Source organism: Erysipelatoclostridium sp. An173, assembly GCF_963931465.1.
Taxonomy (GTDB): domain Bacteria; phylum Bacillota_I; class Bacilli_A; order Erysipelotrichales; family Coprobacillaceae; genus Thomasclavelia; species Thomasclavelia merdavium.
Window position 1 is genome coordinate 704,858 of sequence record NZ_OZ007017.1, and the last position, 16,948, is coordinate 721,805.

The window sequence follows — 16,948 nt, forward strand, 5'->3', positions numbered from 1 at the left end:
ATGTTAAATAGTGCAGAAGAAATTATTAAATATATTGGTGATGCTAAAAAGCAAACACCTGTGAAAGTTTATTTAAATGGTAAAGATTTACCAGCTACAACTGAATTTAAAATTTTTGGAACACCAGAAAGCAGAGTTTGTATTGGTGATTTAGATGCAATTAAAAAATATATTGAGGAAAATAAAGCTAATATTACTGATTCTTATTTAGAACAAGATCGTCGTAATAGTGCTATTCCTTTATTAGATATGACTAATATTAATGCCCGAATTGAACCAGGATGTTTCATTCGTGAACATGTAACTATTGGTGATAATGCTGTAATTATGATGGGTGCAGTTATTAATATCGGAGCTAAAATTGGTGAAGGAACAATGATCGATATGGGTGCTGTTTTAGGTGGTCGTGTTGAAGTTGGAAAACGCTGCCACGTTGGTGCTGGAACAGTTTTAGCTGGTGTTATTGAACCACCTAGTGCTACACCAGTTATTTTAGAAGATGATGTTTTAATTGGGGCTAATGCTGTTGTTTTAGAAGGAGTTCGTATTGGTAAAGGTGCTGTTGTTGGTGCCGGATCAATTGTTACTGAAGATGTTCCAGCTGGAGCAGTAGTTGTTGGTAATCCAGCTCGAATTGTTAAAGAACAAAAAGATGAAAAAACAGAAAGCAAAACTCAATTAATGGATGATTTAAGAAAAATTTAGGTGATGACAGTGGATCTTTTAAAACAGATTACTAAATGGCGCCGTGATTTACATCAAATTCCTGAATTAGGTTTAGAGGAGTTTAAGACGTCACAATATGTAAAAAAAGAATTAGAAAAAATGGGTTACCAGCCAATTTCAGTGTTAGAAACAGGAATTCTAGTTTATCTTGATTGCCATCAAGATAAAACAATTGCTTTTCGTAGCGATATGGATGCTTTAAAAATTACAGAACAGACTAATTGTGAGTTTGCATCTAAGCATCAAGGATATATGCATGCTTGTGGTCATGATGGTCATATGGCAGCATTATTAGGGTTTGCTAAAAAATTATCGCAAGTACCGGCTGATTTTGCTTATAATATCTTATTGATTTTTCAACCAGCAGAAGAATCACCAGGTGGGGCTAATTTAATCTGCCAGGCTGGAATATTGAAACAGTATAATGTCAAAGCTATCTTTGGTTTACACTTAATGCCAACTATTGAAGCTGGTAAAATTGCTTGTCGTCCTGGTCCTTTAATGGCTCAAAACGGTGAGCTTGATGTAACCGTTACTGGAAAAAGCGCTCATGCCGGGTTATATCACTTAGGTGTTGATTCGATTTTGATTGCTAGTCAATTAATTTGTCAGTATCAAAATATTTTAACTCGAGTAATAGCTCCAGTTGAAAGCTGTGTTATTAATATCGGTGAAATAAAGGGTGGTACTGTTAGAAATATTGTTGCTGATCAAACGGTATTTAAAGGTACAGTTAGAACATATAGTGAAACAGTCTTTAAAAAAATTACAGATACAATGCAGGCAATCAACCATGGGATGGAAGAAGCTTATGGCTGCAAAATTGATTTTAGTTGTCCGCCAATGTATCCACCAGTTTTAAATGATTATGATTTATATGCTCAGTTTGTTAAGTTGACTGGTGATAATTATGAAGAGTTAAAAGAACCATTAATGTTAGCTGAAGATTTTGCTTTTTATCAACGTGAGATACCAGGTATATTTTTCTATGTTGGAACTAAAACAGAACGCTATAATAGTGGTTTGCATACAGAAACTTTTAATTTTGATGAAGAAGTTCTTTTACAGGCAGTTGAGTTATATTATCAAATTGCCTGCAAGATAAAATTGGGGGAATAAAAATGAATTATTATGATAGAGCAAATAATGCTTTTATGAATGCTTATGGTCGTTATGATGTTACTTTCGATCATGGTCAAGGGGTATATTTATATGACACTAATGGAAAAGAATATTTAGATTTTTATTCTGGAATTGGTGTTAATTCATTAGGACATAATCATCCTGTCTATTGTGAAGCTTTAACAAAACAAGTACATCGTTTAATGCATATTTCTAATTATTTTAATAGTGTTGAAACAATTGAAGCTGCTGAAGCTGTTGTTAAAGCAACAAAATTAAATCAGGTATTCTTTACAAATAGTGGGACTGAAGCAACTGAAGGAGCTTTAAAATTAGCGAGAAAGTATTACTATGAAAAACATGGTAAAGCGGATAGTGAAATTATTAGTTTAAAACATTCATTCCATGGCCGTTCTACTGGTTCAGTAACATTAACAGGTAATCCAAATTATCAAACTGCATTTGGACCATTGATTGCTGGGGTTAAATATGGTGAAATTAATGATTTAGAATCAGTAAAAAAATTAATTACGCCAAGAACTGCTGCTATCATTGTTGAACCGGTTCAAGGTGAAGGTGGTGTTTATGTTTGTACTAAAGAATTCTTAACAGGAATCAGAGAATTATGTGATGAACATGACATTGTTATGATCTTAGATGAAGTTCAATGTGGTATGGGTAGAACGGGAACGATCATGACTTATTTCCAATATGATTTATTACCAGATATTGTTTGTTTAGCTAAAGGAATTGGAGCAGGTTTTCCAATGGGAGCTTTTGTAGCTAACAAAAAAGTTGGTTCTGCAATGAAACCAGGTGATCATGGTTCTACATATGGTGGTAATCCAATGGCTGGACAAGCATGTCGTACTGTTTTTAAAATTATTGAAGAAGAAAAATTATTAGATCATGTTCAAGAAATTAGTAAATATCTACATGAACAATTAGACAAATTAGTTGCTAAGTATGATTTTATTAAAGAAAAACGTGGTTTAGGTTTAATGATCGGTTTAGAATTTGATCATCCAGTAAAACCTTATATTCAAAAAATGCTTGATAAAGGGTTGATCATGGTTACTGCAGGAACTAATGTAATTAGAATGCTACCACCATTTATTATCAATAAAGATGATGTTGATAAAATGATCAATATTTTAACTGAAACAATTGATGAAATTAACGCTTAATGGGCATCCTGAAAAGGATGCTTTTTTGTTTGTTCAATACTTTAAAAGTCATATAAAAAAACTGAATATTGGTGCCTTTAGTTATAAAGTGGTTATTTTTAATTGATTTAATGGGCATAATAAAAAAAACGCCCAGGCAATTAAATTATCCACTTTATTTTTTATTATATAATTAATTATAACTGGAGGGAACATCATGGTTAGTAAGGATATTTTGCAGGTGAAAACTTTGGGAAAATTATCAATTACTGATGGACGTGTGGCTTTTCCACAAGAAAAAAGACGGAGCATTCAGGTTGAACTGTTAATCATTTACCTGATATTAAACCGTAATTATACAATAAACAATCAGCAGTTAATTGATTTTTTATGGCCTGAGGGTAATTCTGATAAACCGGAGGGGGCTTTACGAAACCTGGTCTATCGAGCTAGAAAAGAATTTAAAAAACTGTTTAATGGTATGGATGTAATTAAGTCTAAAGGACATAGTTATTTTTGGAATCAAGATGTTTGTTGTATCGTAGATTATGAAGATGTTATCTTAATTTCTAATCAGATTATTAAAGAGCGTGATGTGTTTCATAAATATAATTTATGCATAGAGATGCTTAATCGTTATCAAGGAGAATTTTTACCAGATTTTAATTATAATGACTGGATCATTCAAAATAATAACTCACTGGAAAGGAATTGTTTGGAAAGTTTGTTAGCGACTTTAAAGCAGCTGACAGAAAATAATATCTACGAAGAAATAATCAGGATTTGTGATCATCCTAATTGTCAAAAAATAATGGATACAAGAATATACGAATATAAGTTATATGCTTATTACAAAACTAAAAAGATTGATCAGGCAATTCAGTTTTATCGACAAACCGTTGACTATTACTATAGTAAGTTTGGTGTTGAAGTATCTACTAAATTTAAAGAAATATATAAGATGATCATTGATTCATCTTCAGTTTCTCAAGTAAATGTCGATCAGTTAGAGAAAACTTTAGTTGTTGATAATAGTAGTGAACAAACATTTTATTGCGATTTTGATATTTTTAAAAATATTTATCAAATAAATGTTCGTTTTGCAAGAAGAACAATGAAAGCTAGAGTACTAGCGTTGTTAACGATTGTTGATCAAAGTAATAGCTTAAGTGAAAAAGAATTAATTCAAGAAGCTGATATTTTAAAAAAAGTAATTGCCAATAATTTACGTAAAAATGATGTCTTTTCTAAATTTAATATGACCCAATATTCGCTTATTTTAGCAGTTCCTAATGTTGAAGGAGCCCAGGTGGCAATTGATCGAATTATTAATCGCTTTAATGAAAAGAAAAAACATCATGAGATTTTTTTAAATTGTGAATTGAAAAAAATAAGGTAGGGAGGAGTTTATGATGGATAAATTTAAAAGATTGTTTAATAAAGCTAAATGGCTAAAAAAAGCCGGCATTTTAACTTTAGTATTGACAATGCTACTTACATTGTTCAACAATGGTGTCTTAATTAAAGCAGATGATAATGTAAATGCCAATATTAATTTTACATCACAGATTGTTGAACAAATAAATGGTTCCTATGTTTCAATCAGTGATGTTCAATCTGGAAAATCATTTTTTTTAGCGATTGGTTATACAATTTCAGCTAGTGGAGAAACTTCAAGATACACTAATTGTACGTTATCGATAACGTTACCATCCTATGTATCTTTTAGTGGTCAAACAAGCGATATTCAAGGAACTGCTTTCGATGAAATAAATTATAATATTAATTTTGAAGGAACGCCTTATGAAGAGCGAACCTTAACGATTACAGCTGATGAACTAGTTCCTGGACAGACTGGAACATTATATCTGCAAATGAGTTTTGATAATTTAAAAACTCCTGATGGTAGTGTAGCTAATTTCACCGGAATGACATTAACAGGTTCAGTTGTAGCTGGCGATTCTAGTCCTAATTTTAATGAAATATTAGTACCTGAAGCAACAGTTATCGCTACTGCTAGTCAGGATTGGACTGTAAGTAAAGATGTCGCTAAACAAAACAATAATGATTATTCGATTGAAACAATCAATGGTAAAAAATACTATAGTGTTGATTATCGGATAACTGCAGCACCAGGAAAGAATATTAGCGATATTGGTAATAATTATGGCCGTTTAAATTGTACTTTCGTCGATGAACAAGGAAATAAAGCTGACGGTTTTATGCTGGTAGATACACTACCAGTGGCTCCAGTAGCTAATGGGGGAGCTTATAATATTGAAGTATATGCCGGTATAACAAAATCATCTGAAAATATGCTTCAAGAAGGTGAAGATTATGAATTAGTATTAAATGGTGATGGTTCTGTTAAAGCCATTAGGATCAAATATGTAAGTACGTATAGTGATATTAAAAATGACTATACAACTGCTTATGTCCCTGATGATGCTCATGTTTTAACAACTTATACAATTAATGCTAATTATGATTATAATGCTTATCGAGTATTACCAGTTGACGAAGATAAAATACCTTATCTATTGGATAATAAAGCAGAAATTAAATATTTACCAGTAGGTGAAAGTACTTATAAAACAACTAATGATAATGCTTCAGTTAATGTTGGCTGGGTTGATGAAAATGCCCCAGTTACAAATTTAACGATTACTAAGTATTTGACAGTTAAAGGTGGTACTAGTCTTGGTTTAGATGAAAAATTTGTTTTTGACCAGGATAAACAGGATCTATATTATCGTTATAGTGATTCTAAAATTGAATTTGGTTTATATAGCGATCAAGAATGTACTATTCCGGCTGTTGATTTTAATGGAAATACTGTTGGTAATAGTGTTGCTTTAAATAAAGATGGTCAGGTTATTTTTGAAAATATGACCGAAGGAACTTATTATTTAAAAGAAACTACTGGTGATTTACCAATTACTAGTAAAGAAGTATCTAAAATAGAAATAAAAAATGAAAATAATCAGGCTGTTGTTTATTTTGAAGGTGAAAAAGTAAATGATGGTAAAATTGAAGTCAATAATGAAAATAGTGATAACGGCTATGGTTATGTAGCTTTCAATAAAGTTGGAACAAGTGCTACAAGTAGTACTTCAGGACCATTAGAAGGGGTAAAATTTAAATTAACTAATAAAAATGATACAAATAAAGTTTATGAAACTTATTCTAATGAAGATGGGTTAGTATTATTTGAAGGAATTCCAGCTGGTGAATATTTAGTAGAAGAAGATTTTACAAGTGGTGAATATGATCAGCCAGCAATAACAAAGTGGGATGTTAGTGTTAAAGCAAATCAGGTTAATTATCCTGATGGTATGACTAGAGATGATCAAGGAATGCCATATGTTGTAAATAGTTCTTCTAAAGGAAAGTTAATTATTTACAAAGTTGATCAAAATGATAATTCTAAAAAATTATCAGGTGCTATCTTTAATGTTTATGGACCATTTGCAAGTGAAAAAGAAGCTAATGAAGCCATAAGTAATAATAGTCTAGGTCAAAGTTTTTCATTAGAAGGTAATAGTGAATCTAATGCTTTAGAAAAAGGTTATTATGTTTATAAAGAAGTCAGTGCTCCTGAAGGTTATAAACTAGATAATAATTTTTATACAGTTCAAGTTAAAACCCAGACTTTGAATAAAGTAACAATGGAAAATGAACAATTAGGAAAACTAAGACTTCTAAAAAAAGGTGCACTAGTAAATGAAAACGTAAATCTAGAAATTAATTTAGCTGGGGCAAAATTTCATATTTATACTAATAAAAACGCAACTGATGATTCTCTTGTAAAAGATGAAAATGGCAATCCAGTTGTTATTGAATCAATTGAAACAATTAATAGTGAATATAATTCAAATGAAATCAGTTTACCAGCTGGAACATATTATTTAAAAGAATTTGCGGTTCCTGATGGTTATCAGTTAAAACAAGAAGTGATTGAAGTTGAAGTATTAGCTGGTAAAACAACAACTCAAAAAATTATCAATCAAACTGACCGCTTTGGATATCTACAAGTACAAAAAGTAGATTCTAAAACTAATCAGCCTATTAGTGGGGTTTCTTTTGATTTATACAATAGTAATAATGAATTAATTGAAACAATTACAACTAATGCTTTAGGTGTTGGTCAAAGTAGTTTTCTAGTAGCAGGAAGCTATTATTTAGTTGAAAAAGATGGTTCTAGTTTAAAGGATTATGTCGTTAAAACTGAACACATTGATTTTACTTTACAAAATAACCAGGTAACTGATCTTATAGTTGCCAATGATCACTATGTTAATTATCAATTACAAAAAGTTTCATCATTAAATGAACAAACAAAATTAAATGGGGCTATATTTACTTTATATGATAGTGATGGAACAACAGTCTTGAAAGAAAATATTACCAGTGATGAAAATGGATATATCACGTTTGTACAATTACAACCAGGTAAAACATATTATTATCAAGAAACTAAAGCACCTGATGGTTATACTTTAAATAGTGAAAAAGTTAAATTTGTTGCACCTGATGTTAATCGAACTGATGATAATTATAGTTTTGATGGTGGTAAGATAACGAATGTCCCTCAAGGACAATTTACAATTACTAAAACACAATTTGAACTTGATAGTTCTTCACCGACACCAGCAAGTAGAAATTTTGCATATTTTCCAGTTTTAACTACTGATGTTGAAGCAGATAGTAACGTAGCAAAAGCAAATGGGACTTATAATACATTAACAACTAATGAAACAACTGGAATGGCTACTTCAAAAAAACTTGATGCTGGAAAATACTGGGTAGTAGAATTAGATATCGGTTTACAGTGGGAAGTTGATGGTGGTAATAATAAACAAATCACCGTTGAAGCTGGTAGACTTGCAACAAGTGTTGGAAATAATACTAATATTGATTTTGTCAATAAATTAACTATGGGTAAAGTGGCCATTAAGAAAGTAAGCTCTATCGATAAAAATATAGCTGTTAAAGCAACATTTAATGTGTATAAAAAAGTATTAGATAATAATCATGATTATCAAAATGATCAAGTTATTACAACTCTTACATCAAGTAGTGATGGTAAAGAAGTAGTAAGTGAATATTTACAACCAGGAGATTATGTATTAGTCGAAACTAGCGTAACTGGCGATTATGTTTTAGATAGTACTTATCATGACTTTACAATTACAGCTGGTAAAACTAATCGCGATTTTGTAAATGATCCACTAACCAATGTTCCTCAAAGTACTATTGGTATTAAAAAGATTACAACATGGAAAGACAGTGCTAATGGTGATATTATTGAGCCGTTAGCTGGAATTAAGTTTAATATTTATAAAGCAATTGAAGTAAATAAAGACTTTGAAGGAGCCATAAAACAAGGTGATAAATATTATTATAAAGATGGTTTACCCGTTACAAGTATCGTTAGTGGTGAAGATGTTGTTTATTCTTCTAAATTAGAGCCGGGTTATTACTATGTTGAAGAAGAATTGACGGACTTACAAAAACAGGATTATCAAACAGATGTACCACAGGTTGTTCATTTACAAGCTGGTAAAACTGAAAAATTGACATTTAATAATACACCATTAAAAGGTAAGATCAAGGTTACTAAAGTTAGTAATGTTGATAATAAAACTAGATTAAATGGGGCAGATTTTGATATCTATTATGTTGTTGATAAAGGTACTCCAGGAGCAACTTTAGTAAAAGCATTTGATGGCAAAGATTATCGGGACTGTTATGTAGTTGATAGTGGTTTATCTTCAAACATTGTTTCTGGAAGTGCTATTGTTTATGATGAAAAAGGTAATGGCAGTCAAGAAGAAGGAATTGGTTTTTCACAATTTATTGAAGATGGAAAAGAAGTTGTCCTACAAGAAATAAAAGCACCACAATACTATGGCATGGTTCATGAATGGTATTATGTTGGAAAAATTGAAAAACAAAAAATTAGTGATATTACAATTACTAATTATCCATTAACATATCCTGTAGGGGATAAATATGATGGTGCTGATAAACGAATTGATGGGGCAGTAATTGGATTATTTAGTAGTAATAAAGGCGCAGTTAAATTTAACCAATTATCTACTGATGACCAGAATCAAGTCATTAATGATAAAAATGAGTGGACCAAATATGATTTATTACAAACAGCTATAAGTACTAAAGAAAGAGGTTTCCAATTTATCGATATTGATGCCACTCAAACATATTATGTCTTAGAGTTAAAAGCACCGGAAAACTATAATCGTGATGATACTATTTATAAAGCAACAGTTGAATTAAGTGGGGATGCTTATATTTTAAAAGATGAAAATGGTCAAAAATTAAGTATTCGTAATTATCATTTTCAACAAATCTGGGTCAAAAAAGTATTAGACTTTGCAGGTGAAAAAACAAATTTAGATGGTATTAACTTTAATGTTTATCCCGCAAATATAGTTGATAAAGATACCGATGGAGCAATAGAAGTTTATGATAAAACTGATGATGTCTATAGATATGTAACATTAGGTAATAAAGTAGATACTTATACAACTGGAACTATCTCTCAAGGTAAAGATAACGGTACTTTTATTACAACAACTTTACCAGCAGGATTATATGTTATTGAAGAAGTTACTGATGATTTACCAGAGGGAATTACTGCTCCAAAAGTTATTAGATATGCTGTTCATTTAGAGACAGATAAAAATAATAAGGATTTATATAGTGATAATGTTAATTCTACAAATAACATTGTTAATACGACTACTTATGGAAAATTAGCTTTAAATAAAGTAGCTAGTGATAATAGTAATGATTACATTAAAGCGACATTTAATATTTACCAAAAAGATCAGGATAATGATTATAGCGATAATCAGGTAGTTACAACCATTACAACAACAGGAACTAAAGATCCAATCTTATCAGATTTTTTAAAACCTGGTGATTATGTTTTAGTAGAAACAAGTGTTGAAGATGGTTATGTATTAAATAGTGAACCAATTGAATTTAAAATTGATTCTAATAAAGTAACTGGATTAATTAAAAGTTATGATAGCATTGACGATGCTAAAAAAGATCCGTTAATTGTTAAAAATGTTCCTAAAGGAAATATTAATGGATTAGTTAAAAAAGGAACTTATTTAAAAGATGGTCAAAAGGTTGTTGAAACTTTAAAAGATGTTAATTTTGAAGTATATCATTATCAAATTGAAAACGGAACTTTAAAATTAGATAATCCAATAGCTACAGCTAAATCTAATAGTAATGGTGAATTAGTCTTTTATCAAAATGGTACTAATGTTTCTAATAAAAAATGGTTAGAAGCTGGAACTTATGTATTGAAAGAGACAACTGTTGGTTTAGATAATGAAAATAATGGTTTTGTATCTAATAGTTATTTAGGTAAGTTTGAAATTGAAGCTGGTAAAACAACTAATGATGTTATTGAAATTGATCAAAATGGAAAGGAAACTGGTAGTAAAACAGCAATAATTTCTAATGATTCAGTTTATGGTCAAATTTTAATTACTAAAGTAGATCATTATGTTCGAGATCAAAAATTAGCTGGTGTTTCTTTTGATGTTTTTGATAGCAGTGGTAAAAAAGTAGATACGATAACTACTAATAAAGATGGTAATGCTTTAACAAAACTATTACCAGAAGGAAAGTACACAGTTAAAGAAGTAAATAGTCTTGATGGATATTTTATAAATGATACTGAATATATTTATGAAGTTAAAGGCTTAAAGGTTACATCAAAGGATAGTAATGGCAGTGAAGTTATTACCAATACTATGGCTCAAAGTATTCAAATAGATAAAGTTGATAGTGTTACTGGTAAGAAAATTACTAATTTAAATGGGGCTGTCTTTAGTCTTTGGGATAGTGTGGTTAATGGTAATAAATTAGCACAAATAACTTGTGATAGTAATAGTCAGGAAATTATTTTTACTGGATTGTTACCAGATACTAAATATTATCTTCAAGAAGATAATGCTCCTGATGGTTATATTGTTACTAATAGTAACAGAATTGAAATAACGACAACTAATAATGGTGAAAAAGGTAATCCAGTTAAAGTGGTTTATGAATTAGAAAATGAGCCATTAGGAAGTTTAAAAATCGAAAAAGTATCAAAATGGACGATTTATGATAGTAATAATACTCAAAATTATCCATTAGCTAATGCAGAGTTTACATTGTATCAAGATGTAAATAATGATAGTGCAATTGATGGTAATGATATTTTAATTGGTGTAAAAACTAGTGATGAAAAAGGAATAGTAACATTTGAAGGATTAAAAGCTGGTAAGTATTTGTTCTGTGAAAGCAAGGTACCAGATGATTTTAAAGGTGATAGTAAAGTCTATGAAGTTACTATTGAAAAAGGAAAAGAAAATAGTGTTTATACTGGTAAACAGGCAATTGTAAATACTGCTAATAAAGGAAGATTTAGTTTTACTAAGACTGCTCCTGATAAAACTCCACTTGTAGGGGCAACCTTCCAATTACAAAAAGAAGAAAATGGTTCTTATAATAATTATTTACCAGAATTTACAGTAACTAATGTAAATGGTGAATTTTTATCAGATATATTAGATCCTGGTAATTATCGATTGGTAGAAACTAAAGCACCACAGAACTTTGAAATAATGACACCTATTGATTTTGTAATTGAAGCTGGCGAAGTTACATTTGTAACTAGTGCAGGTAAAGATAGTGTTGTAAATCAGGCTTTAGGAACAATTAGTGTTACAAAATATGATGATCATAGTTTATATATTGGTGATGAAAATGCTGTTTTAGCTGGAGTCGAATTTGGTTTATACAGTGTAGATGGTAAGTTGATTGCAAGCAAATTAACAGATAGCAATGGAAAAATTACTTGGCAGGATGTAGCTGCTGGTGATTATTATGTTCAGGAAATAACACCTTTACCTGGTTATAAGCTTGATACAACTAAATATAATGTAACTGTTAAAGCTAACCAAAGTGAAGTTATTGATTATTTAGTAGAAGGTACTGATGGTAAAAAAGGAACTATTATTAATACTTCAACAATGGGAAGACTAGTCATTAAAAAAGTTGATGATGATACTAATAAAGGTCTTGAAGGGGCTGTATTTAAGATTAGTAAAGTTAATGATGGTACTTTTGTGCCAATTGAATTAACTACTAATAAACAAGGTATAGCAGTAAGTGACTTATTACCAGCTAGTAAAGATGGTAGTGAGTATTTGATTACTGAAATTAAAGCTCCTGATGGTTACAGTCTTGATGAAAAATATCATCAAATTGAAAAGACTGTTAAAGTATATCCAATTCAAGATGAAGAATTAATCAATTCTAAAGATAATACAGAAAATATTAATCTGGTAACTTTTAAAAATTATGCTAAGACAAATATTATGGATATTAATCCTAAAATTGAAAAATACATCATTGATAATCAACAATTAATAAGTGATAAAAGTGTAGATACCCCTTTACTAGATAGCAGTGATCAAGAAAGCTTTGCGATAAGAAATTTTGCTCAAGGTGAAAATGATGTACCTGTTTCAACGGTTGAAGTTGAAGATAGTAAGATGTCTTTATATTATGTTGATGAAAATAATGATTATGTGGTAACCAATCCTAATGATCCTTATACGATTGATTCAGTGACGATTTATCATGCAAATGATAAGGATGAAAATAATATTAAAGCCCAAGTTTATTATATGATGGCTGATTCATCAAAGTGGCAAACTAATGATAGTTTAATTGTTAATGTTCCAGGAAAAGATCAAAGTATTAAAATACCATTGGATAATGTAAAAGCTACTAAAGTTAAAGTGGTATATTTTGTTGAAAATGGTTTGATTAGTGAAGGATTTACTAGTGATGGTATTGATCTAGATGTTACTATTAATAAACGTCAATCTGATGCAACCGCTAATGAAATTCGTCGCGTTTCAAATCAGGCAAAAGTTATTTATAATTATACTTATAAAGACGAAAGTGGTATCAGTCAAAATGGTATCGTTGAAAAAGCTAGTGATTTAGTTAATGTTTATTATCCGTTAAATGAAACTGGTTTACCACAAGTTTCTTTAGGAATAGTTGCTGGTCAAGAAAATAAAATATATCAGCCAGGTGATTCTATTGAAAGTACGATCACGGTAGTTAATAAAAGTGATAGTAGTGATGATGATCCTGATAAAACAATTATTCAGCCAATTATTAGTTTTGATTTACCACTAGCAATGACATTAAACACTGAGACTTATCCAATTGATGATTTTAGTGGTGAAATGACTAATTTCCAAGTAGTTGTTTATAATAGTGAAGATGCTAGTGATGGAATGGTTTTAACTCCGGAACAATATAGTGTTGTTTATAGCGTAGTTGAAGCACGTATTTTCCAAAATGGTCAATTAGAAGGTACTGGTAAAGAAACAAGAAAAGTAACTATTTTATTAGATGATGAATTTGAATTTAAACCTGGTATGAAAATAACTGTTAAATATACCGGAACAACATCGATTAATGATACAAGCACGTCATTATATGCTCCAGCTTATTTTACAAGTGGAAAAATAACTGCTTTATCAATAGAAAATCCTTATGGAAATGCCTTTACTGTTGAAAGCAGTACTGGAAGTAATTATAACGCTTTAGTTAACGATAAAACATTAGACACAATTACTGGTCGTGATGAAATTGATAATACTGGAGAAGGTTTAAAATATCCAAATAGTGTCGGTATCATTACTATTAATGAAACTAACTATTTATCAATTCATAAACAAGTTAAAGGAATTTATAACGATGAATATTTAAATTACAACCAAATTGCTTCTACTGCACCTGGTGAAGATTTAGATTATCAGATCACTTTTAAAAACGGTGGTGACGATGAAAAATCAGATCGAGCAATAAGTAAAGCAAGAGTAGTAGATATTTTACCATTTAATGGTGATTCACTAGTAAACCGTACTGATGACAATTATACAGCTCGTTCAACAACTTTAGAAAAAGCACCATTATTAAATTACGTTGATGTCTTAAATGAAAATGTTCAATACACTTTATATTATTGTGTTGGTGATGATATTGATAGTAAATTTGATGAATGGAAAGAAGAAGCTAGAACTAAATATAGCGCTAAAGAAGAATTACCAATTGTTTATAATAACAAATGGTCTGATAGTGATTGGAGCAGCGGTAGTCATCAATGGATAAAAGCTAGTGAGTATCATGGTGATTTGAGTTTAGTTAGTGCTTTTGCAATTGAATTTGATTTTTCACAAGATTTATTAGAACCAGGTGAAACAATTACTATTCATGTCAAAATGACTGCTCCTGAATATGGAACTGATCAAATCGATGAAATAAGCAATAAATTAATGGCTAATTCAGCTTTGATAGCTGTTTTAAGAAACGGTAGTGAAGAAGTCTTATCAACTGATATTACTGAAAACCGTGAAGTAAAAGCTCAATTATCGTTACCAAAAGGTACGATTGGTGATTTTGCCTGGTATGATATTAATCGTAATGGACTTCAAGATCAAAGTGATGTTCCAGTTCAAGGTTTAAAAGTAACTTTACACAAATATGTAACAACATATGATAAAGATGGTAAGTTACAACGTCAGGAAATCTTTGATGATGATAACTTTACGACAATTACTGATAGTTCTGGTCGTTATGAGTTTAAAAATCAAGATTGTAATGTTTTAAAGAGTGGCAAAACCGATAATACATCAACTGATCCAAATGATTATGTTGGTGATCGTTATTTTGAATATCGAGTAGAGTTTGCGATTCCAGAAGACGAATCATCTTATACCTATGTACCAACATTGCCATATGTAAAAGATCAAAATGGTAATTTACAACCAGAAATAGATTCTAATATTGGTGCTGATAGTACTAAAGATAATTATTGTTTCACTGAATATTTTGCTCTTAATGCTACTAAATTAGGTGATGCCAGTCTAGCTGGTGATACTGATTTAAGTTTAGATGCTGGTTTTGTTGCCAATGGTTCATTAGGTGATTATGTCTGGTTTGATGCTAATAAAAATGGTATCCAGGATCCAGATGAAAGTGGTGTTGCGGGTGTAACAGTTAGATTATATCAAGCTAATGAAAATGGTGAGATTATTAATAGTCAAGCATTAAAAACAACAAAAACCGATTATTTAGGTTATTATCTATTTGAAGATCTAACAGCTGGTTATTATATTATTGAATTTGATATTGACGGTGTTGTTCCATCATATGGAAGTGGTTATTTAGATCGTTATTATTTTACTGGTAATAATCTTAGTGATGATGAAAACTTTGATTCTAATCCAATAATTACAGTTGATAATCAAGATGCACTAGTCGCTAAAACAGGATTAATTGAATTAGAATATCATGATAGTGATATGTCTATTGATGCTGGATTAACAGTATATAGTGCTATTTCAGGTAATGTTTTTGAAGACCGGGATTACTCAGATACTAAAAATTATCTTAATGAAAATGGAGATCCAGTAGACCAGATATTAAAAGAAGGAACAATTGTTCAATTATATCAAGTAGATGAAGAATTTGATATTATCAATGAATTACCGCTTGAAAATCAATTGATTAGTGAAGTAGTTGTTGGTAGTGATGGTAAATATCATTTTGAACAATTAGATGCTGGTTACTATGTTGTGAAATTTATCTTCCCTAACGGTTATAGTTTAGTATCTGGTGATGTAGGTACTAATGATACGATTGATAGTGATGTCGTAAATCAAATTGTAACTGAAAATGATCAGGTTAGTGGTTATAGCGATGTTATTCAAGTAGGATTAAATGAACATGTTACAAATATTGACGGTGGTACTAGATTATATAGTTCATTAGGTGATTATATCTTTATGGATAATAATGCTAATGGTATTCAAGATCAAGGTGATACCCCAGTTTCTAAAATAAATGTCTACTTGTTTAGACGTGAAAACGAAAATGCTCAATGGCAATATTATCGTCAAAGCGTTAGTGATGAAAATGGTTTATACTTATTTGAAAATTTGGAAAGTTCAACCTATACAGGAATCCAGTATCGAGTAATTTTCGATTTAGGAATTACAACTAAAGTAACTATTCCATATGCTAGTGATGATCAAGGTGAAGATTCTAACGCATTAAGTCAATATATTCCTGGCTTTGGTTATCCTAGTGATCCAATTGATTTAAAATACAACACGATTGATTTATCATGGGATGCTGGTATCGTTCAGTCAACTGGTGCTATTGGAGATTATGTTTTCTATGATAGTAATGTCAATGGCATCCAGGATGAAGAAAATACGGGAATTAGTAATATTAAAGTAGTTTTAGAAGCTAATAATGATGATATTACTAATGAAAATGATTGGCAGGAAGTAGCTACAACTTATACTAATAGCCAAGGATATTATATCTTTAATAACTTAAAAGAAGGTTATTATCGAGTAAAATTTGAAGTATTGGATAACTATAATGTAACATTATCAACTCAAGGTGAAGATAGTGCTATAGATAGTGATGGAATTTATGCAAATGATGATATCTGGTATTATACTCGTTCATTCTATCTTGATCAGGATGGTTATGATATGACATGGGATTTAGGTGTCTATGATCCAGATGTTACTACTACAACTATTACTCAGTATAATGGCAGTCAGCCTACTGGTGATAATATTAACCTTTCAAAATATTTTGTTTTAGCTCTAGGATCAATAGCGGCGTTAGTAACAACCTATTTTGGTAGAAATAAGAAAAAAAGAATAGTTGAAAGTAAGTAATTTTAAGAGGCGAGTAAAAACATCGCCTCTTTTAAAAATTTTTTAATTACCATGTATTAAAACGTGTTATATGTGATATTAATGTGACGAGTTTGTGATATGATGGTATAAACAAGG

5 protein-coding genes are annotated in these 16,948 nt (G+C 30.3%); all 5 read left to right on the forward strand.

Annotated features, from left to right (window positions below):
- The 5 genes from dapD (at position 1) to ABGT36_RS03630 (ending at position 16,831) form a co-directional block, all read left to right on the forward strand.
- A complete protein-coding gene (dapD, locus tag ABGT36_RS03610; protein WP_087300117.1) occupies positions 1-705 on the forward strand; it encodes a 2,3,4,5-tetrahydropyridine-2,6-dicarboxylate N-acetyltransferase in 705 nt (234 codons plus the stop codon).
- Positions 706-708: 3 nt separating this feature from the next.
- Positions 709-1,845: a M20 family metallopeptidase gene (locus ABGT36_RS03615; protein WP_346678618.1), complete on the forward strand. Its 1,137-nt coding sequence runs from the start codon at positions 709-711 to the stop codon at positions 1,843-1,845.
- A gap of 2 nt (positions 1,846-1,847) precedes the next feature.
- The gene (locus ABGT36_RS03620; protein ID WP_087300113.1) at positions 1,848-3,035 is read left to right on the forward strand and encodes an aspartate aminotransferase family protein; all 1,188 of its coding nucleotides are present in this window, start codon (positions 1,848-1,850) and stop codon (positions 3,033-3,035) included.
- Positions 3,036-3,231: 196 nt separating this feature from the next.
- Complete coding sequence (locus ABGT36_RS03625; protein WP_346676871.1) at positions 3,232-4,413, forward strand: BTAD domain-containing putative transcriptional regulator; 1,182 nt, start codon at positions 3,232-3,234, stop codon at positions 4,411-4,413.
- Positions 4,414-4,426: 13 nt separating this feature from the next.
- The gene (locus ABGT36_RS03630) at positions 4,427-16,831 is read left to right on the forward strand and encodes a SpaA isopeptide-forming pilin-related protein (RefSeq protein WP_346676873.1); all 12,405 of its coding nucleotides are present in this window, start codon (positions 4,427-4,429) and stop codon (positions 16,829-16,831) included.
- The last annotated feature ends 117 nt before the right edge of the window (positions 16,832-16,948 follow it).